At 64.2% G+C, this 18,098-nt stretch carries 23 protein-coding genes; 16 read left to right on the top strand and 7 right to left on the bottom strand.

Features of this window, described 5'->3' with window-relative positions:
* The first annotated feature begins 214 nt into the window (after nt 1-214).
* On the top strand, nt 215-655 hold the full coding sequence (gene rnk / locus J2R99_RS02125) for a nucleoside diphosphate kinase regulator (RefSeq protein WP_307152846.1): 441 nt from the start codon (nt 215-217) through the stop codon (nt 653-655).
* A gap of 132 nt (nt 656-787) precedes the next feature.
* Complete coding sequence (locus J2R99_RS02120) at nt 788-1,342, top strand: GreA/GreB family elongation factor (RefSeq protein WP_307152845.1); 555 nt, start codon at nt 788-790, stop codon at nt 1,340-1,342.
* Between the two features lie 28 nt (nt 1,343-1,370).
* On the opposite strand, the gene J2R99_RS02115 is transcribed toward J2R99_RS02120, so the two are convergent.
* A complete protein-coding gene (locus tag J2R99_RS02115; protein ID WP_307152844.1) occupies nt 1,371-2,285 on the bottom strand; it encodes a LysR family transcriptional regulator in 915 nt (304 codons plus the stop codon).
* 111 nt (nt 2,286-2,396) lie between these two features.
* Here J2R99_RS02115 and J2R99_RS02110 point away from each other — a divergent pair, with 111 nt between their 5' ends.
* Both J2R99_RS02110 and J2R99_RS02105 read left to right on the top strand, forming a co-directional pair.
* The gene (locus J2R99_RS02110; protein WP_307152843.1) at nt 2,397-2,741 is read left to right on the top strand and encodes a YciI family protein; all 345 of its coding nucleotides are present in this window, start codon (nt 2,397-2,399) and stop codon (nt 2,739-2,741) included.
* Nucleotides 2,742-2,769: 28 nt separating this feature from the next.
* A complete protein-coding gene (locus J2R99_RS02105) occupies nt 2,770-3,384 on the top strand; it encodes an NIPSNAP family protein (RefSeq protein ID WP_307152842.1) in 615 nt (204 codons plus the stop codon).
* Nucleotides 3,385-3,443: 59 nt separating this feature from the next.
* Here J2R99_RS02105 and J2R99_RS02100 read toward each other — a convergent pair whose 3' ends face one another.
* Nucleotides 3,444-5,555 carry a S9 family peptidase gene (locus J2R99_RS02100; RefSeq protein WP_307152841.1) on the bottom strand — a complete coding sequence of 704 codons (2,112 nt, stop codon included), beginning with the start codon at nt 5,553-5,555 and terminating at the stop codon, nt 3,444-3,446.
* Nucleotides 5,556-6,100: 545 nt separating this feature from the next.
* On the opposite strand from J2R99_RS02100, the gene J2R99_RS02095 reads away from it, so the two are divergent.
* The 8 genes from J2R99_RS02095 (at nt 6,101) to J2R99_RS02060 (ending at nt 12,645) form a co-directional block, all read left to right on the top strand.
* Complete coding sequence (locus J2R99_RS02095; protein ID WP_307152840.1) at nt 6,101-8,449, top strand: putative monovalent cation/H+ antiporter subunit A; 2,349 nt, start codon at nt 6,101-6,103, stop codon at nt 8,447-8,449.
* Nucleotides 8,446-8,862 (top strand): Na+/H+ antiporter subunit B, encoded by a 417-nt coding sequence (locus J2R99_RS02090; protein ID WP_307152839.1) that lies wholly within the window; start codon nt 8,446-8,448, stop codon nt 8,860-8,862. The genes J2R99_RS02095 and J2R99_RS02090 overlap by 4 nt, the downstream gene beginning before the upstream one ends.
* Nucleotides 8,862-9,239 (top strand): Na+/H+ antiporter subunit C, encoded by a 378-nt coding sequence (locus J2R99_RS02085; RefSeq protein ID WP_307152838.1) that lies wholly within the window; start codon nt 8,862-8,864, stop codon nt 9,237-9,239. Before J2R99_RS02090 ends, J2R99_RS02085 begins: the two co-directional genes overlap by 1 nt.
* Entirely contained in the window at nt 9,239-10,825 is a 1,587-nt protein-coding gene (locus J2R99_RS02080) for a Na+/H+ antiporter subunit D (protein ID WP_307152837.1), read from the top strand. The genes J2R99_RS02085 and J2R99_RS02080 overlap by 1 nt, the downstream gene beginning before the upstream one ends.
* A complete protein-coding gene (locus J2R99_RS02075) occupies nt 10,825-11,298 on the top strand; it encodes a Na+/H+ antiporter subunit E (protein WP_092809369.1) in 474 nt (157 codons plus the stop codon). Before J2R99_RS02080 ends, J2R99_RS02075 begins: the two co-directional genes overlap by 1 nt.
* Entirely contained in the window at nt 11,295-11,627 is a 333-nt protein-coding gene (locus tag J2R99_RS02070) for a cation:proton antiporter (RefSeq protein ID WP_307152836.1), read from the top strand. Before J2R99_RS02075 ends, J2R99_RS02070 begins: the two co-directional genes overlap by 4 nt.
* Complete coding sequence (mnhG, locus tag J2R99_RS02065) at nt 11,624-11,989, top strand: monovalent cation/H(+) antiporter subunit G (protein ID WP_307152835.1); 366 nt, start codon at nt 11,624-11,626, stop codon at nt 11,987-11,989. Before J2R99_RS02070 ends, mnhG begins: the two co-directional genes overlap by 4 nt.
* Before the next feature lie 242 nt (nt 11,990-12,231).
* Complete coding sequence (locus J2R99_RS02060) at nt 12,232-12,645, top strand: Ros/MucR family transcriptional regulator (RefSeq protein ID WP_092809372.1); 414 nt, start codon at nt 12,232-12,234, stop codon at nt 12,643-12,645.
* A gap of 72 nt (nt 12,646-12,717) precedes the next feature.
* Here the strand turns inward: J2R99_RS02060 and J2R99_RS02055 are convergent, their stop codons facing one another.
* A complete protein-coding gene (locus J2R99_RS02055; RefSeq protein ID WP_307152834.1) occupies nt 12,718-13,095 on the bottom strand; it encodes a DUF6477 family protein in 378 nt (125 codons plus the stop codon).
* Nucleotides 13,096-13,257: 162 nt separating this feature from the next.
* Here J2R99_RS02055 and J2R99_RS02050 point away from each other — a divergent pair, with 162 nt between their 5' ends.
* Nucleotides 13,258-13,680 carry a helix-turn-helix domain-containing protein gene (locus J2R99_RS02050; RefSeq protein ID WP_307152833.1) on the top strand — a complete coding sequence of 141 codons (423 nt, stop codon included), beginning with the start codon at nt 13,258-13,260 and terminating at the stop codon, nt 13,678-13,680.
* Entirely contained in the window at nt 13,677-14,495 is an 819-nt protein-coding gene (locus J2R99_RS02045) for a DUF6456 domain-containing protein (protein WP_307152832.1), read from the top strand. Before J2R99_RS02050 ends, J2R99_RS02045 begins: the two co-directional genes overlap by 4 nt.
* 55 nt (nt 14,496-14,550) lie before the next feature.
* Here the strand turns inward: J2R99_RS02045 and J2R99_RS02040 are convergent, their stop codons facing one another.
* Nucleotides 14,551-14,970, bottom strand: coding sequence for a SufE family protein (locus J2R99_RS02040; protein WP_307152831.1), 420 nt, complete (start codon nt 14,968-14,970; stop codon nt 14,551-14,553).
* 271 nt (nt 14,971-15,241) lie between these two features.
* On the opposite strand from J2R99_RS02040, the gene J2R99_RS02035 reads away from it, so the two are divergent.
* Entirely contained in the window at nt 15,242-15,625 is a 384-nt protein-coding gene (locus J2R99_RS02035; protein WP_307152830.1) for a hypothetical protein, read from the top strand.
* 100 nt (nt 15,626-15,725) lie between these two features.
* Here the strand turns inward: J2R99_RS02035 and J2R99_RS02030 are convergent, their stop codons facing one another.
* On the bottom strand, nt 15,726-16,022 hold the full coding sequence (locus tag J2R99_RS02030) for an AzlD domain-containing protein (RefSeq protein WP_307152829.1): 297 nt from the start codon (nt 16,020-16,022) through the stop codon (nt 15,726-15,728).
* The gene (locus J2R99_RS02025) at nt 16,019-16,687 is read right to left on the bottom strand and encodes an AzlC family ABC transporter permease (RefSeq protein ID WP_307152828.1); all 669 of its coding nucleotides are present in this window, start codon (nt 16,685-16,687) and stop codon (nt 16,019-16,021) included. The genes J2R99_RS02030 and J2R99_RS02025 overlap by 4 nt, the downstream gene beginning before the upstream one ends.
* Before the next feature lie 113 nt (nt 16,688-16,800).
* Between J2R99_RS02025 and J2R99_RS02020 the strand changes: the two genes are divergently transcribed.
* Complete coding sequence (locus tag J2R99_RS02020; RefSeq protein ID WP_307152827.1) at nt 16,801-17,259, top strand: Lrp/AsnC family transcriptional regulator; 459 nt, start codon at nt 16,801-16,803, stop codon at nt 17,257-17,259.
* 67 nt (nt 17,260-17,326) lie between these two features.
* On the opposite strand, the gene J2R99_RS02015 is transcribed toward J2R99_RS02020, so the two are convergent.
* On the bottom strand, nt 17,327-17,857 hold the full coding sequence (locus tag J2R99_RS02015) for a DUF5330 domain-containing protein (RefSeq protein ID WP_307152826.1): 531 nt from the start codon (nt 17,855-17,857) through the stop codon (nt 17,327-17,329).
* Between the last annotated feature and the right edge of the window lie 241 nt (nt 17,858-18,098).

Raw genomic sequence — 18,098 nt, 5'->3', positions numbered from 1 at the left:
TCACGGGACTGTAGCCCGAAGCTCGGCCGTTGCGCCTTCCGAGCTTCGGGGGTGCGCAGCGATCTGTCATGATCCATCAACTGCATGATCTGTGATCCGGTCGTTCTGCGACCGGGACGATCCGCGATCTGAACGATCCGCGCGAAGGCGTTTTCCCAAAACTCGTTTTGCGTGGTCCGGCGGGAAATCTCGTCGGCCGAAGGGTCGTGCAACCATGTCTCAGATCGCCGAAAAAACTCAGATTGTCCGGAAGCCTGTCGTCCGGAAACCCAAAACTCTGCCGCGGCTCGTCATCGGCAGCGAAGATCATGCCCGCCTTTATGCGATTGCCAACAGTCTCGGGGGCCCACTCGCCGAGCTCGGCGAAAAGCTCTTGAGCGAGCTGGAGCGGGCGCGGATCGTCCCCCAGCCGAAGGTCCCCGCCAAGACGGTGCGCATGGGGTCCACTGTCAGTTTTGTCACGAGCGACGGTTTCGAGCGCACCTACAAGCTCGTTTACCCCGAAGAGGCCGACGTTGCGCAGGCGCGCATCTCGGTGCTGACGCCGATCGGCGCCGCGCTCATCGGGCTTTCGGAAGGCCAGACGATCCCCTGGGAGGCGCGGGACGGGAGAGCCCTGTCGCTGACCGTTCTCAAGCTCGCGGACGAGGGGTGAGCCCGATGTTGTGCCGTGATGTCCGCGCCTGCGGCGGAGCGGAGGTTCTGAAATTCTGCACGTCTGGCCGGGCCGGCATCAGCCAGCCCGGCCGTGGGTCCTTCACGAAACGACATAACCGGGACACCAGACATGCCAGATGCGATTTTTCCCAAAGTTACTCCGCGTGATTTCTCCATCCTCGAGAACCTGCTCGAGGCCCGCCTCGGCAGCGACGAGCTTCTCGTGGCCGCACTGCGACGCAAGCTGCGTGAGGCGCAGCTCGTCTTCTCCGAGGATCTCCCTGCCGATGTCGCAACGATCGATTCGCGCATCCTATTGCGGGTCGACGAGCGGCCGCCGGAGGAACGAACCCTGGTGACCCCCGCCCATTACGTGCCGGGCGTCGGGCATCAATCGATCGCCACCCCCCGCGGCGTGATGCTGCTCGGGCTCAAGGAAGGCGAGAGCGTCGACGTCGATCACCTCGATCGGATCGAACGCGTCGAGCTCCTGAAGGTGCTGTACCAGCCGGAGGCGGAACGCCAGAATTGGGCACGTATGACGCGCCCGCATCTGGTGCCGGTGCGAAGCGCCGTAAACACCGGTGGGAGCACCGGCGGGATGCCGTCCGGCGGACGGCCGGGCGCTGCCAACACAACGCTCATGTCGTCGCATGACGACGATCCCGGGCCGGCAGCCGCCTGAACCCGGCCCGGGGGCAGGACCTCCCGGGTCAGGACTTTGCGGAGAAGCGCGCGAGGACGATTGCGAGGAAGCCTGACAGCGTTGCCCGTATTCGTCGCTCGCGTGCATGGAGGAGATGGAAGGGCCGGGCCGGCCCTTCGTAATCCGGCAGGAGACGCACGAGCCGGCCGGAGGTGAGATCGTCGGCGACGGCGCTTTCATAGCCGAGCGTGATGCCGAATCCGTCGAGAGCCGCCTGGTGGATCGCCCGCCAGTCGTTGATCGACAGACGGCTCGCGCTCGGCACCTCGACCGTCTCTCCGCCCTTCGAGAAAGGCCATTCGCGCCCGAGTGCGCCGGACCAGGGGCTGAAGCCGAGGCATTCGTGGTTGCGCAGATCCTCGGGCGTTTCGGGCGTGCCGTGTTCGGCGAGATAGGCGGGCGCGGCGCAGGCGACGAGCCGGTAGGGCGTCAGAGGATGGGCGAGAAGCGCGTGGGTCTGGGTCAACTGGCCGCTCAGTGGGCCGATGCGGAAGACGAGATCAAAACCCTCTTCGATCGGATCGACATAGCGGTCACTCAAGACGAGGTCGCAGGTGACCTGCGGGTGGGCGCGGAGATAGGCGGTGACGAGCGGCACGAGCACCTGGGCGCCGAAGGTCACCGACGCGTTGATCCGCAACAGGCCGCGCGGTTCCGAACCGGTTTCCGACGCCTGCGCTTCGGCGTCCGCGACATCGGCGAGGATCGCCTTGCAGCGGTCGCGGTAGTGCCGGCCGAAATCGGTGAGGCTGTGGCGGCGGGTCGTGCGATGGATGAGGCGGGTGCCGAGACGTTTCTCGAGTGCCTCGACATGTTTGGCGACCATCTGGGGCGAGATGCCGAGAGCGGTCGCGGCGGCGGAAAACGAGCCGAGCTCGGCGACGCGCACGAAGACGGACATGCTTTCCAGCCGATCGGGCATTCACCACTCTTGCTTGGGACAGGAACAACCGGAGAGGCATTTATCACTCCTGGTTGGTCACCGAAACTCGGCGCCCTGATTTTCAGGAACCTGGTTTTCGAGGAGTGAGGCATGGCCTTTTACATCGTGACGATGACGCATCCGGACGGTCCCGGCTGGAACGAGCATGTGCTGGAGCATGTGGAATATCTGCTCGACCTGATCGACGAGGGCACCTTGAAGGCCTCGGGGCCGCTGAAGGGCACGCCGCTTCGCGCCGGCTTCCTGATCATGGTCGCCGACAGCCGCGAAGAGATCGAGAAGATCGTGGCGGGCGATCCGTTTGCGCGCGAAGATCTGATCGTGGAATTGACGATCGAGGAATGGGATCCGCTCTTCGGCGCGTTTGGGGCAGATTCAAGCAAGGTGCTGCCGCCGGACATGAAGCCGCTGGCAGAACGGCTCGGCTATCAATGATCGGCTATCGATGAGGTGAGGGCGCCACATGCTCTATGAACTTGCGACGCTCTCCTGCCCGGTGCTGGGCGTCACCAAGGCGGCCGAAGGTGCGCGGCGATGGACTGGTGATGAGGATGCGCTCGGAACGCCGCTCGGCATGTGGCGCTCCGATATCGGCACGATCGGCGAGCTTTTCGTGCTCCGCTCCTTCGAGGCGGAGGAGGAGCTGCGCGCCGAGCGGGAGCGCGCCTTGATGAGCGAGGACCCGTTCTTCAGCCGGGAGACGGCCAGGACGCTCCGGATGGAGAGTTTCGCGCCCTTTCCCTTCCTGCCGGCGATCAAGCCCCGGCAATATGGCGGCCTCTTCGAGTTTCGCACCTATCACCTGCGGCCGGGCGGCCTGCCGCGCACGCTCGCCGGCTGGGAGGCGGCGATCGGCCCGGCTGCGGCCTATACCGATCACCTCGTGACGAACCTTTACGCCTTGGACGGGCCGGCGCGCATCACGCATATCTGGGGCTTTTCGAGCCTCGAAGAGCGCGCGCGCCTGCGCGCCGAGCACTACGCCGCCGGTCTCTGGCCGCCCAAGGGCGGACCGGAGGAGATTGTCGAGGCGACCTCGACGATCGCCAAGGCGGAAGAGGGGTGGCCGATCGGGTAGCAGAACCGGGAGGCCTCCCGGTTCTGCCGTTCTGTCGTTCCCGAGATGGAAAAGCGCCCTCACACAGCCGGGAGCGGGGCTTTGTCGGTGAGGCCCATGACCTTGAGGGCGAAGGCGTATTCGATGGCGACTTCCTTCAAGGCGTCGAAGCGGCCGGAGGCGCCGCCATGGCCGGCATCCATATTGGTGCGCAGGAAAAGGATGTTGTCGTCGGTCTTGGTGTCGCGGAGTTTTGCGACCCACTTCGCCGGCTCCCAATAGGTGACGCGGGGATCGGTGAGGCCGGCCATGGCAAGAAGCGGCGGATAGGCCTGCGCGGTGACGTTGTCATAGGGCGAATAGGCGAGGATCGTCTGATAATCGGCCGCGCTTTCGACCGGGTTGCCCCATTCGGGCCATTCCGGCGGGGTGAGCGGCAGCGTGTCGTCGAGCATGGTGTTGAGGACGTCGACGAAGGGCACATCGGCGATGACGCCGCCGAAGAGGTCCGGGGCCATATTGGCGACGGCGCCCATCAGCATGCCGCCCGCCGAGCCGCCATGGGCGACGATCTGGCCGCGCTTCGTAAAACCTTCGGCCACGAGATGCTCGCCGGCGGCGATGAAATCCGTGAACGTATTGGCCTTCTTGGCGCGCTTGCCCTCTTCGTACCAGGCAAAGCCCTTGTCCTTGCCGCCGCGGATATGGGCGATCGCATAGATGAAGCCGCGATCGACCAGCGACAGGCGGGTGACGGAAAAGCCCGCCGGAATGGCGATGCCGTAGGAGCCGTAGCCGTAGAGAAGGCAGGGGGCGGAACCGTCGAGCGGCGTGTCGGCGCGATAAAGAAGCGAGACCGGCACCTCCTCGCCGTCCGGCGCTTGGGCGATGATGCGGCGCGAGACGTATTTCGCCGGGTCGTGGCCCGATGGCACCTCCTGCTCCTTGAGAAGCGTGCGGGCGCGGCTCTCCATGTCGTAATCGAAGATGCGCGACGGCGTCGTCGGAGAGGAATAGGCAAAGCGGATCGTCGTCGTGTCGAATTCGTAGCCGGGATCGAGGCCGAGCGAATAGGCCTCTTCGGCAAAGGCGATCTCGTGCTCCTCGCCGTCTTCAAGGCGGCGCACGACGATGCGCGGCAGCCCGGCCTCGCGCTCCAGGCGCACGAGGTGTCCGGCGAAGAGGGCGTGCGAGAGGAGAAGGCGCCCCGGCACATGGGCGACGAGCGGGCGCCAGTTCTCCGGCGAAGGGGAGGCGACGGGCGCCGTCAGGATCTGAAAATCCTTGGCATCACCGGAATTGGTGCGAATGAAGAGCGTGCCGTGCGCCTCGTCGACATAATATTCGATGCCGTCGCGGCGCGGCGCGATGAGAACGGGCTCCGCCTCCGGCCGGTCGGCGGGAATGAGGCGCGTCTCCGAGGTTTCGTGCGTGTGGCAATCGATGAGGATGAATTTGTGCGAGCGCGTCGCGCCGAGGCCGACGAAGAAACCGGGATCCGCCTCCTCATAGACGAGAACGTCGTCCGTCACCGCAGTGCCGAGCTTGTGGCGGAAGACTTTCGATGGCCGGTGATTGGCGTCGAGGCGCACATAGAAGAGATGCGTGTTGTCGGCCGCCCAGACGGCGCCGCCGCTCGTATCGGGAATGACGTCGGCGATGTCTTCGCCGGTCTCCACGTTGCGGATGTGGAGCGTGTAGAATTCCGAGCCGGCATCGTCGAAGGCCCAGGCGAGGCGGGAATGGTCGGGCGAATGCGCCGCACCGCCGATCTTGAAATAGGCATGGCCTTCGGCAAGCGCATTGCCGTCGAGAAGGATCGTCTCCTCGCCACCCGAACGGTTCTGGCGCACGAAGAGCGGATGCTGGCCGCCCTCGATGTAGCGCACCGCATAGGCATAAGGTCCGTCAGGGGCCGGTACGGAGGAATCGTCCTCCTTGATGCGCCCCTTCATCTCGGCGAAGAGCTTTTCCTGAAGCTTTTCAGTGTCGGCCATCTGGGCAGAAAACCAGGCGTTTTCGGCCTCCAGATAGGCGCGGATCTCAGGATCGAGGACGGAGGGATCGCGCATCACCTCCTGCCAATTGTCGGCACGCAGCCAGTGATAGGGATCGTTGCGCGTGTGGCCGTGGCGGGTGATCTCGTGCGGCCGCTTTGCGGCGCGCGGCGGGGAGGAAGGAATGTCGTTCATGGGCGCGAGGTAGGCCGGATTGTTTTCCGGGGCAAGGGAATGGGACGCGCGGCGTTAACCGGCAGGCCTCGCGGGGCGCGATGGCGCCGACCTCCATCGCCCTCCGTCACCCTGCGGCATCCGCGCACGGCCCGACGGCCGCAAGACAAAAGCGTGTGTTGCACGTGGAGAAACAAGCGCTCGGACAAAAGACCCATGACCTCAGCGTTTCCGCGGCCAGGAATGGCTGGAGCTCGGCCAGAAGCACGATGTCTTGCGACATGCCCGCCGCCGGACATACTTGCGACCGCGCGATTTCGACTGTCGTTGAGATCACACTTCTGCGAGCATCCGCGGCAGCAGTTGGACAAGGAAGGCGTGGCCCGGTCTTTTTCCTGTCGGGATTTGCCGGAAAGCATGGGTCATTCTTGAAAAACGCGGCTCTCTAAGGATTGCCAGAAGCGCCCAAATGCTTAGCTTGTCCGGCTGAGGCGGCAAAGCTGGCAGCTTGCCCCGCTCTGGATCGCCCGCTATCCGTTCCTGGTCCCGCGAACGTCACCCCGCTGATGCAAGAATCCCAAATCGACTGGACTTTCCTCGTCATGGCCGCCCCGTTTCTGGCGGCGTTCGTGGCGCCGCTGTTGAAGCGGCTGTTGGGTTCTGGCGCGGCCTGGATTCTGGCAGCGGCACCCGCGGCGATGTTTGTCTATTTCATCACGCTGATTGCGCCGGTCGCATCCGGCAGGGTCATCGCCAACGGCTTTGCCTGGGCGCCGTCGCTTCAGATCAACTTCTCCTATCGCCTCGACGGGCTGTCGCTGCTCTTCGCGCTGCTCGTCTCGGGCATCGGCACGTTCATCCTGATCTACGCCGGCGCCTATCTCAAAGGCCATGTGCATCAGGGGCGCTTCTTCTCCTTCATCCTCCTCTTCATGGGGGCGATGCAGGGGCTGGTGCTCGCCGACGACTTCATGACGCTCTTCGTCTTCTGGGAGCTGACCTCCATCACCTCCTTCCTGCTGATCGGCTTCGATCACACGCGTGAGGCGGCAAGGCGCGCGGCGCTGCAGGCGCTGGTGATCACGGCGGGCGGCGGGCTCTGCCTGCTCGCCGGGCTTTTGATCATGACCGGGCTCGTCGGCGTGCATTCGATGTCGGAGGCGATCGCGCTCGGCTCGAGCTTTGCGGAGAACCCGTACTACCTGCCGGTCCTGATCCTGCTTCTCGGCGGCGCTTTCACGAAATCGGCGCAGTTTCCGTTCCATTCCTGGCTCGCCAACGCCATGGAGGCGCCGACGCCGGTCTCCGCCTATCTGCATTCGGCGACGATGGTGAAGGCGGGCGTCTATCTGCTTTTGCGCATCCACCCCTTCATGGGCGAGACGGTGCCGTGGACGACGATCCTGCCGCTCTTCGGGGGCGCGACGCTTCTCGCCGGCACGCTTCTGGCGCTGCGCCAGACGGATCTGAAGCTCATCCTCGCCTATACGACGGTCGCTTCGCTCGGCCTTCTCGTGATGCTGACCGGGACGAGCAACGAGACGGCGATTTTGGGCGCGCTCGTCTATCTTCTCGCGCATTCGCTCTTCAAGGGCGGCCTCTTCATGATGGCGGGCTCGGTCGACCACGAGGCCGGCACGCGCGATCTGCGCGAGCTCGGCGGTCTCGGCCTCAAAATGCCGGTCACCTTCCTGTCGGGTCTCGTTCTCGCCTGGGCGATGGGCGGGCTTTTCGTGACGCTCGGCTTCTTTGCCAAGGAGGCGATGTATGAGGGGCTCCTGCACGGGGAGGGCACGGCGCCCGTGACGCTTGGCGTCGCCGTCCTGGGCAACGGCCTCATGTTCGCCGCGGCATTCGCCGTCGGATTATTGCCTTTCATCGGCAAACGGCCGGAGAATTTGTCCGGAGCGCATGAAGGCCCGATCGGTTTGTGGCTCGGCCCGCTGGTTCTCGCCTGTCTGAGCGTCGCCGGCATCGTTTTTGCAGCCTTCACGCAGGAGGCGCTGATCGGCCCGACGCTTGCAGCCGTCGCGGGGGCGGAGCCGCATCCAAATCTCTCCTACGCCATCCATGTGAACGAGGCTTTCGCCGCCTCCGGCGTCACCTGGGCGATCGGCATTTTGGCGCTTCTCGCCCTGCGGCCGGTGCGGCGGGCGATCGCCGCCGTCCTCGATGCCGTCGGCTGGGGTCCCGATCGCGGCTTCGACCAGCTCGTGAACGGGCTCACGAACGGCTCGGCCGCGGTGACGCGTTTCATCCAGAACGGCGATCTGGAACGCTATCTCTCCATCACCTTCACGGTCCTGGCGCTCGCCCTCGTCGTGCCGCTTCTGGTCTTCGGCGAATGGCCTGCCTGGCCGGAGACCTTCGCGCTCGCCCCGCATGAATGGGCGGTGATGGGACTTGCCGTCGTCGGCCTCATCGCCGTGATCGTGGCGGAAAACCGGCTGACGGCGATCGTCTCTCTCGGCATCCAGGGCTTTGCCGTGGCGCTCATCTACATGCTCTTCGGCGCGCCCGATCTCTCCTTCACGCAATTCATGGTGGAGACGCTCTCGGTTGTCATCCTGGCGCTCGTGATGACGCGCCTGTCCCTGATGACGGCCGATCGGCGCAGCATGTTTCAGCGCGTGAAGGACGGATCGATCGCGCTCGCCTGCGGCGTGGGCACGGCGGCCTTGTTGGTGGCCGTCACCAACCAGCCCTTCGATTCGCGCCTGTCGGATTTCTTTGCGGAGCATTCGCGAACCATCGCCCATGGCCGCAACATCGTGAACGTCATCATCGTCGACTTCCGTGGTCTTGATACTTTGGGCGAGATCGCGGTCGTCATGATCACCGGCCTCGCCATTCTCGCTTTGTTGCGCTTCCCGGCGCCATGGCGGCAGACGAGGGCCGTGGAGGAGGAGAAGTGAGCACCGTCATCTTTCGCGCGATCGCGCCTTATCTCACGGCCTTGATGGTGCTGTTTTCGGTCTTCGTCCTCTTGCGCGGCCACAACAATCCGGGCGGCGGCTTCATCGGCGGGCTGATCGCGGCCTCCGCCTTTGCAATCTACGGCATCGCCTATGGTGTGCCGCCGGTGCGCCGGGCCCTGCGCTTTCATCCGATGGGGATTGCCGCTTTCGGACTCGTCGTGGCGGCGCTTGCCGGCGTTCCGTCGCTTCTCGGCGGCAAGCCGTTTTTGACGGCGCTCTGGGCCTATCCGAAGATCTTCGGCATGGAGGTCGCCATCTCCACCGCGACTTTCTTCGATATCGGCGTCTATCTGGTGGTGGTCGGAACGATCACCTCCGTGGCGCTTTCGCTGGAAGAAAGGGAGCGCTGATGGAAGGCCCGCTCGCGCTTCTCGTCGGCTGCTTCTTCGCATCCGCCATCTATCTGATGCTGTCGGATTCCCTGATCCGCATCCTGCTTGGCGTGACCATCCTCTCGAACGCCGTCAATCTGCTGATTTTCACGGCTGGGCGGATCGTCAAGGAAGTGCCGCCGATCATTCCCGAAGACGCCATGGTGCCGCCGATCGCGACCGCCAATCCGCTGCCGCAGGCCTTGATCCTGACGGCGATCGTCATCTCGTTCTCGTTCTTCGCCTTCCTGCTGGTTCTGGTGTTCCGCACCTATCAGGGGCTCGGCACGGACAAGACCGGGAAGATGCACATGGCCGAAGAGCCGGGTGATCCGGTTCCGCCCAGGGGCTATTGATGGCAGAGAGTGCAGGTCATGCAGCGGTGGACATCGCGTCCGCCATGGTGACGGCGCCGATCGCGCCCTTGGACGCGATCATCATCGCGCCGACGTTGATCACCCTTCTTTTCGGATCCGTCTTGTTGATGGCGCGCAAGCGCCCGGAAACGCAGGCGCCACTCGGCATCGTCGGCCTCGTGTTTCTGACGGTGGCGACGGCGGGCATTCTGGCGCGCGTTGCGACCGGCGGGCCGCTGACCATGACGATGGGCAGCTGGCTGCCGCCCTTCGGCATCACCTTCGCCGTCGATGCGCTCGGCGCCTCCTTCGCCTTCGTGTCGTCGGTGGTGGCACTCGTCGTCGGCATTTTCGCAAGCCGCGGCCTGCGGCGCGTGGAGAGCCGCTACGGGTTTTATCCCTTTCTGCTGCTGATGATGACGGGCGTGTGCAACGCCTTCCTCACCGGCGACATCTTCAACCTCTATGTCTGGTTCGAGGTGATGCTGATCGCCTCCTTCGGCCTCATCGTGCTCGGCAATTCCAAGGAGCAGCTCGACGGCGCCGTGCGCTATGCCGTGCTCAACCTTCTGGCGGCGGCCTTCTTCCTGACGGCGACGGGCTATCTCTACGGCGCGCTCGGCACGCTCAACATGGCGGAGATCGCGATCAAGCTGCGCGAAGGCGTGCCCGGAATGCCAATCAACACCATCACGGCGCTTTATATTCTGGGCTTTGGCATGAAGGCGGCGGCGTTTCCGGTCGCCTTCTGGCTGCCCGCCTCCTATCACACGCCGTCTCCTTCGGCGGGTGCCGTCTTCGCCGGGCTTTTGACCAAGGTCGGCGCCTATGCGCTGTTGCGCACGCTGATCATGCTGATGCCCTCGGAAGAGGCGCTCTACGACACCTTTCTGACGGCACTCGCCATCGGCACGATGCTTCTCGGCTCTCTCGGCGCGATGGCGCATTCCGATTTCCGGCGCATCCTCGGCTATCTCGTCATCTCCGGCATCGGCGTGATCCTGGCGGGGCTTGCGATCGGCACGGCCGAGGGGCTGGCGGGCGGCATCTTCTACGCCTTCCACTCGATGATCGTCATGTCGGCGCTCTATCTCGCCTCCGGGCTCATCGGCCAGCTCGGCGGCAGCCAGGACCTGCGCAAGCTCGGCGGGCTTTACGGGGCGAGCCCGCTGCTTGCTGGCCTGACGCTGACCCTCGTCTTTTCCGTCTCCGCCCTGCCGCCGTTCTCCGGCTTCTGGGCCAAGATCCTGGTGACCGAAGCGGCGATGGTGAACGGAGGCTGGTGGCTTGCCGGCATCGTGCTCGGCACGGGCCTCCTCAACGCACTCGCCTCGGGACGCGCCTTCACGCAGATCTTCTGGCGCGGCGGACCGGCCGGCACGCCGGACGGCGCGGAAAAGAGCGTGCCCGGCGAGATCGCCCGCGAGGATCGCTTGGTGCTCTTCGGGTCGCTGGCCGCTCTCACCTTGATGAGCCTCGGCATCGGCCTGTGGCCGTCACCCCTGATGCGGCTTGCGGAAGCGGGCGCGGCGGGGCTTCTTGATCCGACCCTTTATATTCGCGCGGTGTTTGGAGGCGCTTCCTGATGGTGCTGTTTCCCGTCAACGTGCTTCTGGCACTCGCCTGGGCCTCGATCACCGGCAGCTTCACGCTGCCAAACCTGCTTTTCGGCTTCGTGCTCGGCGCCATCGCGCTTTGGCTGATCCGCGAACAGATCGGCACGCGCGGCTATATCGGCCGCTCGCTCAGGGTGATCAATCTGTTCTTCCTGTTCATCTACGAACTGGTCATGTCGGCGCTCAAGGTGACCTGGATCGTGCTGCAGCCGAAGATGCCGATCTCGCCCGGGTTGATCGCCTATCCGCTCAGGGTCAATCGCGACTTCGAGATCACGTTGCTTGCCAATCTCATCACGCTGACGCCCGGCACCTTGTCTGTCGACGTGTCGGAGGATCGGCGCACGCTTTACATTCATGCCATCGACGTGCCCGATCCGGATCAACTGAAACGCGATATCGCACAAGGCTTTGAGCGAAAAATACTGGAGGCGTTCCGATGAGTGCTACAGAGTTTCTCGAAATCTGTGTCGCGATTTCGCTGGCGCTTCTCGTGCTTTCGTTCGCGCTGATCACCATTCGGATCGTGCGTGGGCCGACCTTTGCGGACCGCGTTCTGGCGCTCGACATGCTGGTCTCGGTCGGCATCGGTTTCATTGCCGTGATCGGCGTGAAAACTGGTTTCTATCTTTACATCGACATTGCAATTGCTCTTGGGCTCGTCGGTTTTCTTGCAACCGTGGCGTTTGCCCGCTACGTGATGCATTGCGGAGACGTGCTCGGGGGCGAGTCAGCAATGTGCTACGGCTCCGATTCGGAGAAGCAGCGATGAGCGGCTTTCTCGACGTCTTGGTCGGTGTGATGATTGTGATCGGCGCGCTTTTCGCAGTCGTTGCGAGCGTCGGTCTCTTGCGATTTCCTGACCTTTACACGCGCATGCACGCGGCCAGCAAAGCGGGAACCTTGGGCTCAGGACTGATGTTGTTGGCGCTTGCCTTAGAAGCGCCCCATTTAGACATCTTCACTCGGGCCGTGGCAGGTGTGGTGTTCTTCCTTCTCACCGCTCCGGTTTCCGCGCATCTTCTTGCCCGGGCCGCTTACCTCACTGGTGTAAAGCCGGTCCCGCAGACGGAACCCGATGACTATTCGCGGGCTATAGGGGTGACGCGCTCCGATCCGGAAGGCGAGCGCTGAAACAAAGACTGCCATCTTCCGTAAAAGCGGGATGGGTCTTTGTTGGCGAATTCCTATCTTTCCAGGATTGTGAGAGCGAGTGCTGGCAGAATTTCACACCTTCTTGTTGCGCGCGGTGAAACGCCGCTAAGATTGCTGTGATGTAAGGTTTTTTCTTCTTGTCAGACCGCGCCACCAGCAGTAGCAAGGCGCACTTGATGACTTGCAGTGTGTTGCTGCAAAGGTCACATAGCGAGGATTCAATGGCAGAGGCTATCCAGAACGACAACCTGATCGAGCTCACGGCAGACATCGTATCTGCCTATGTGAGCAACAACACAATTGCGGCTGGCGATATTTCCGGTCTGATCGGCAACATCTATCAGGCGCTGCAGACGACCGCCGATGGTGGCGCTGAGCCCGAGCCGGAGCCGCAGAAGCCGGCCGTTCCGGTCCGTCGCTCGATCAATCCGGACTACATTATTTGTCTGGAAGACGGAAAGAAGTTCAAGTCGCTGAAGCGTCACCTGCGCACGCATTACGACCTGTCCCCGGAAGAGTATCGCGAGAAGTGGGGCCTGCCGGCCGACTATCCGATGGTCGCTCCGAACTATGCGAAGGCCCGTTCGCAGCTTGCCAAGCAGATGGGTCTCGGCCAGAAGCGCGGCCGCCGCTGAACGACGTTTTCTTCCGAACGTGTCAGACGCCGGCTCTCACGCCGGCGTTTTGCTTTTCCTGGGCGCCGGCTCTTACGCCGGCGTTTTCCTTTTCAAGGTCCGGGCCTTGCAGAGCCGCGCAAGATCGTCGCTCTCCACTTTGAGCGCTGTCTTCAGCGCGATGTGGCGATTGAGATCGTAGCTCCAATGGCCGGCCCGGCCTTTCCTGCGTTCCGCCCGCAAGGCGCATTTGAGACGCGCGACGATGGCGTGTGCGCGCTCCGTTTCATTCTTCCCAAGTTCTCCCGGAAGACGATGGATCAACCGCGGCAAGTCGTTGTCGCGGTGATACGTGTCGGCACCGGCTTTGACCTGACGGGCAAGCTCCGAGGCGGCGCGTCGTTGCCGGCCCTGCGGCCTCTCGGTGCCGTCGAGAATCTGTGTATCGTACAAGCATTGCGCATCGACCATGCCGGGAGCTCCTGAAGCTTTCGCGGTACGATCGCAGGCCCCGGAGCGCCGGGGATAAGTTCGCCGCCTCTTGCGCGACAAGGTGTGCGGTAACCGAAAAACATATCCCCGGTTGCGTCTCTTCGCGATATAGGAAAGAAATCCTATTCTGGAGGAGGGGCCATGCAAAACCAACTTTTTCACGCTTTGCGCCGGCCGCAGGCTGGGTTCGGGCCGTATCGGAGCGAAGCCGGTCGCGGTGTCGCCACCCATGTGGGGACGGCCAGGGACATGTCCGTCTGCCGCTTTGCCGAGGGAGCGCTCGGCGCGGTCTTCCGGGTCGAGCGGGGCGAGCTCCGCAACCCCCGAAGAGGGGTCGCCCGGGTCGCGCAGACGCGGCAGGCGGCGATGTATCTCGTCCATGTGGGCTCCGGCCTGACGCTGACCGAGGTCGGCGCGCATTTCGGCCGCGACCGCACCACCGTCGCCCATGGCTGCCGGATGATCGAGGAGAGGCGCGACGAGCCCGTGTTCGATCAGGTGATGGAATGCCTGGAATATGCGCTGAAACGCTGGATGAGCGTCTTCGGGGAGGATGCGGGATGAGCCGCGGCCGAAGGCGGGGCGGCGCGCTCGAAAGCCTGATCGAGGCGCTGCTGGCGCATGCGGATGCGCGGCTTGTGGAGGCAGACGCGGCGACCTTTTTCTGCGACGGGACACCCGGCCGGCGGCGCGAGGTCCCGGCAGCCCTCGTCAAGAAGCTTCTGGCGGCTGGCCTCCTCTGCGAGGCCGGAGAGCGCGGGCTTGTTGCAAGCGAAGAGGCGGCGGCATGGCTGCGTCGCACGAAGGCCGACGAGCCCGCTTTTCTGGCGCAGCACAAATGCCTGGAGCGGCAGAAGGGCGGCTCACCTTCGGCGCCGGCGCCGCTCACCGATCTCGACGAGAGCCCGATCGGTCTTCTCGCCCGCAGGGGCGGGGAGGATGGCTCTCCCTATCTCGGGGCCCCACTGGTCGCCGCGGCGGAACGGCTCCGCCGCGATTTCGAGCGTGCGAGCCTGCAGCCGCGCATCACCGCCAATTGGCAGGCCGACCTCAAAGCCCCGAAAGGCTCCCGCCAGCGGGGTGGTCAGGCCGATCTGACGGAGACGGCGATCGCCGCACGGGCCCGCTTTCATGCCGCCATGGAGGCGGTCGGTCCCGAACTCGCGGGCGTTCTCCTCGATGTCGCCTGTTTCCTCAAAGGTCTGTCGAGCGTGGAGCGCGAGCGCGGCTATCCGGCAAGGTCGGCGAAACTCGTCCTGAAACTCGCGCTACAGGCGCTCGCCCGCCATTACGGCATCGAAGAGACGGCCGAAGGCAAAGCGCGCGTCGCCATGCGCCATTGGGGCGCCGAGGGCTATCGGCCGACGATCGGCGATTGAGCGGAGAGCAGACGGCGAGCGAGGAGACGCGAGACGTGAGCGGGGCGCCGACGGGCTATTTCGCGAGCCGGCTTTCCGCGTCGCGTTGAATGCGCTGCAGCATGGCGGAGAGGCCGTTTGAGCGTTGCGCCGTCAGATGCTCGCGCAGGCCGATGCGCGCGAAGACGGCTTCGGCATCCGTCTTCAGGATCTCTTCGGGTGTCTTGCCGGAATAAAGCGAAAGCACGATGGCGATGAGACCACGTACGATATGCGCGTCGCTGTCGCCGCGGAAGACGATCACGGCCTTGCCGTCGTTCACGGCATCTTCGCTGACCAGCCAGACCTGGCTTGCACAGCCGCGCACTTTGGTGGCCTCCGTGCGCTCCTCGGCCGGCATTTCCGGCAAAGCGCGCCCGAGCTCGATCACGTAACGGTAGCGATCCTCCCATTCGTCGAGGAAAGCGAAATCGTCGATGATGGATTGAATGCTCATGAAGGCCTGTCGCGTTCTTTCGTGTCCGCCGGGGGCATCCCCCCCGGGAGCGTCGCCGGGCGTCGTAATAAGTGTTGCAAGGCAAAATAGGCATATGAGGCCGGGGCACAAGCACCGAAGGCCGGATGCGGCCTTGATGCGCGGGCCCTGATCTGCGGGTCCTGGTGGCGCGAAGGGGCCACGTTAACGGCAATCCAAAACATGATTACCGCTTTGTGAAGTTTTGGCTTATTGTTGAAGCTAAGTTTTACGTTTTGCCCGAGCGAGACCCATGCAAGACCAGCGCGCCCTCAGACGTCACCATTTGGACAAACGGTCGACCGTCATGTCGCATCGGCTTTATGCCAATTGCCAGGTGCGCAACATCAGCCCGACCGGCGCCTGCATCGAGTTGGTGAGCCGGGCCGTTCTGCCCGCGACCGTACGCCTGCCGATGCCCAATTGCGGCACCGCTTCCGCGAAGCTCGTCTGGCAGCGCGGCAAGCTCGCCGGCGTCATGTTCGACGAGCCTTTGAACGGCGAAGTCCTCACGCAGTATATCGATGCGCGCGCGCCCGTCCGCCAGGAGCGGCAGGTGGCACGCGATCTCGCCTCGACCATCGGCAAGCCGGCCGCAGGCTCGCATCTGCGCCTCATCGATTGCACGGCCGACTGAGCTTCGCCGAACGGGCTTTCGCCGCCCGGCCGCGTGTGGTTGCGCGCCGCTGAACGAAGGCGGTTGTCTGAGCCGCATTGGCTGGCCGACGCCGCATGCTTCAGCCGATGAAGAGGCCGAGCGCCACATAGGCCGCCAGACCGCCACCCATCGTGACGACGACGTTGTTGGAAACCCAGGCGATGGCAACCGCCAGCGCCGCGGCGATCCAGGTCTTCGGCTCTGTGCCGGCCAGGGAAGACGCCACGAGAGCGACGACGATCAGGCCCGGCAGATCATCCAGAACGAAAGCAAAGCGGGATTGACGCAGACGGTCGCCCGCGAGGAACCCGAGAAGGCGCGTCGCGAAGGTGGCGACCGCGAGCCCGGCGATCAACAGCCATTGTGAAAGGCTCACGCGCGCCTCCCGTATGTCCGCAGCAGCGCCGCGAGAGCGAGGCCCGCGAGAGACGCGGCAAGGATCGCCGGTGCCCGCGAAATCTCCGCCGAATTGAGGCCGATCGCCAGTGCGAAGGTGACGCCCCAGGGAAGGAACGCGGCGATGCGTCGGGGTGCCATGCTCCGGGCCATCGCAATGAAGGCTGCGGTGAAGGCGAAGCCGAGACCCGCCGCGTCGAGGTCGGGCAGTACGGCGCCGATCTGGGCGCCGATCGCCGTCGATGCGAACCAGGTGACGAACATGACGCTGCCCGCCCCGAGGAGGAAGGGTGCGCCGATGCTCGGATCCTTGCCGCGCTCCGAGATGGTGAGCGCCCAGTTCTCATCGGAGGTGAGGTGCAGGGCGAGGAGACGCCGCCATGGCGGCAGGCGGGCCAGGATGCCGGCGAGCGAAGCCGTGATGCCGAGATAGCGCAGGTTCATGATCGCGCCCGCCACGATCGCGCCGACCAACCCGCTTCCCGCGGAGAACTGGTCGACAGCGACGATCTGCGACGATCCCGCATGAACGCCGGCACTCATGAGCCCGACGCCCCACCAGGGAAAACCCGCCTGAGCCGCCAGGACCCCGAAGGCGAGGCCGTAAAGTGCGGCGCCGACGGCAAGTGGTAGGATGGATAGCATGCCTCGTTTCATGCCATCGGTTTATCCGGTGCCGGCGAGACGATGAACGAGCATATTGCGCATCATGTGATATGATTGGATCGCAATCGAAAATATTCTGATAGAAAAAGATCATGGATGACAAGGATCGTGCGCTGCTTGTCGAACTCCAGCGCAATGCCCGTCTGCCGATCGCCGAATTGGCCGACCGGGCGGGGCTTTCGAACGCATCGGTGCAGCGGCGATTGAAGGCGTTACGCGAGGACGGCGTGATCCAAAGCGAGGTGGCGTTGCTCGATCGGCAGAAGCTCGGTCTCGGTGTGACCGCCGTGATTCTGGTCGACCTGGAGCGCGACCGGCTCGACCAGATCGACGCCTTCAAGCGCAAGGCGCGCGCGGAACCGCAGGTTCTGCATCTCTATTGCATCGCTGGCGAAATGGATTTCGTGATGATCGCCGTCGCGCGCGATATGGCGGATTACGAGGCCCTGACGCACCGGCTCTTCTTCGCCGATGCCAATGTCCGCAAGTTCCGAACCTCTATCGTGGTCTCGACGGAGAAGGCGAGCTCGGAATATCCGATTCTGCCGTGAGAACGCGGGCGCGGCATAGGAGGCCCGCCGGTGGCGATGGGCGCTCCGGCTGCGTGGTGGGTGCGCGCTAGAGAAGCCGCGGACGGGGCTGCGGCAGGGCGATGTCTATGCGCCTGGCGCTCTTTGAGCCATCGTCGCTCGACGCGGTTTGCGTGCTGTCGAGCCGCGCGTCGCTTGTTTCTTTGGCTTGAGCCTCGATGGCGTCCTCTGGCGGCTGCGACACGGGCAGGCTCGCGCTCGTCGGGATCGCTTCGATCGGGGGCGCGCCCCGGCCACTCCAGGGGACGGAAAGGTCGCTTGCGTTCAGGCTGCCGTGATCGACGTCGCCGTCATCGTTGCCACCGGTGCTGGCGGAGAGGGCGGCGGAGGCCATGTCGCGTCCGGTGGCGATCTTGCGGCTGAGAAGGGTGAAGGTCTCGCGGCTCGTGGCGCAGGCCTCCGGATGCCGGTCGCACACGCCGCTCACATCCTTGGCGAGAACCTGGAAGGCGAGGGCGGATTCCAAAAGGGTGACGCGGGGCGGCGGGCCGCCATCGGGCGACGGAGGCAGAACCAAGATCAGTGCCGTCAACCAGAAGATTGATCGGAACAAAAACATAACCTTACCCTGTTTGCGGATTCTTCCGATCCAGCGTCGCGAAGGAACCATGAAGGCTCCAAAATCGCGTTCATTCGATATCTACAATTCGACGCAAATCCGGCTCATTCCAGGCACTAAGGGGCTATTCCGCCGGCCCGTTCCCGAAAGCTTGTTGCGGTGGTTAATACATGCTTTGTGCGGGCGAGCGGCGCGACCGCCGGCCGCGGTTTGACAGAGTTCAAGTTTCCTTAAGCCAAAG

Origin of the sequence: Rhodopseudomonas julia, assembly GCF_030813515.1 — a bacterium.
Lineage (GTDB): Bacteria > Pseudomonadota > Alphaproteobacteria > Rhizobiales > Afifellaceae > Afifella > Afifella julia.
Note: the sequence above shows the minus strand (reverse complement) of the source record. Positions and strands in the feature narration are given on the sequence as shown.

Bases quoted from the DNA above. Each gene is read 5' to 3' on its own strand.
- rnk (WP_307152846.1), top strand. From the start codon at position 215: ATGTCTCAGATCGCCGAAAAAACTCAGATTGTCCGGAAGCCTGTCGTC.
- J2R99_RS02120 (WP_307152845.1), top strand. From the start codon at position 788: ATGCCAGATGCGATTTTTCCCAAAGTTACTCCGCGTGATTTCTCCATC.
- J2R99_RS02115 (WP_307152844.1), bottom strand. From the start codon at position 2,285: ATGCCCGATCGGCTGGAAAGCATGTCCGTCTTCGTGCGCGTCGCCGAG.
- J2R99_RS02110 (WP_307152843.1), top strand. From the start codon at position 2,397: ATGGCCTTTTACATCGTGACGATGACGCATCCGGACGGTCCCGGCTGG.
- J2R99_RS02105 (WP_307152842.1), top strand. From the start codon at position 2,770: ATGCTCTATGAACTTGCGACGCTCTCCTGCCCGGTGCTGGGCGTCACC.
- J2R99_RS02100 (WP_307152841.1), bottom strand. From the start codon at position 5,555: ATGAACGACATTCCTTCCTCCCCGCCGCGCGCCGCAAAGCGGCCGCAC.
- J2R99_RS02095 (WP_307152840.1), top strand. From the start codon at position 6,101: ATGCAAGAATCCCAAATCGACTGGACTTTCCTCGTCATGGCCGCCCCG.
- J2R99_RS02085 (WP_307152838.1), top strand. From the start codon at position 8,862: ATGGAAGGCCCGCTCGCGCTTCTCGTCGGCTGCTTCTTCGCATCCGCC.
- J2R99_RS02080 (WP_307152837.1), top strand. From the start codon at position 9,239: ATGGCAGAGAGTGCAGGTCATGCAGCGGTGGACATCGCGTCCGCCATG.
- J2R99_RS02075 (WP_092809369.1), top strand. From the start codon at position 10,825: ATGGTGCTGTTTCCCGTCAACGTGCTTCTGGCACTCGCCTGGGCCTCG.
- J2R99_RS02070 (WP_307152836.1), top strand. From the start codon at position 11,295: ATGAGTGCTACAGAGTTTCTCGAAATCTGTGTCGCGATTTCGCTGGCG.
- mnhG (WP_307152835.1), top strand. From the start codon at position 11,624: ATGAGCGGCTTTCTCGACGTCTTGGTCGGTGTGATGATTGTGATCGGC.
- J2R99_RS02060 (WP_092809372.1), top strand. From the start codon at position 12,232: ATGGCAGAGGCTATCCAGAACGACAACCTGATCGAGCTCACGGCAGAC.
- J2R99_RS02055 (WP_307152834.1), bottom strand. From the start codon at position 13,095: ATGGTCGATGCGCAATGCTTGTACGATACACAGATTCTCGACGGCACC.
- J2R99_RS02050 (WP_307152833.1), top strand. From the start codon at position 13,258: ATGCAAAACCAACTTTTTCACGCTTTGCGCCGGCCGCAGGCTGGGTTC.
- J2R99_RS02045 (WP_307152832.1), top strand. From the start codon at position 13,677: ATGAGCCGCGGCCGAAGGCGGGGCGGCGCGCTCGAAAGCCTGATCGAG.
- J2R99_RS02040 (WP_307152831.1), bottom strand. From the start codon at position 14,970: ATGAGCATTCAATCCATCATCGACGATTTCGCTTTCCTCGACGAATGG.
- J2R99_RS02035 (WP_307152830.1), top strand. From the start codon at position 15,242: ATGCAAGACCAGCGCGCCCTCAGACGTCACCATTTGGACAAACGGTCG.
- J2R99_RS02025 (WP_307152828.1), bottom strand. From the start codon at position 16,687: ATGCTATCCATCCTACCACTTGCCGTCGGCGCCGCACTTTACGGCCTC.
- J2R99_RS02020 (WP_307152827.1), top strand. From the start codon at position 16,801: ATGGATGACAAGGATCGTGCGCTGCTTGTCGAACTCCAGCGCAATGCC.
- J2R99_RS02015 (WP_307152826.1), bottom strand. From the start codon at position 17,857: ATGTTTTTGTTCCGATCAATCTTCTGGTTGACGGCACTGATCTTGGTT.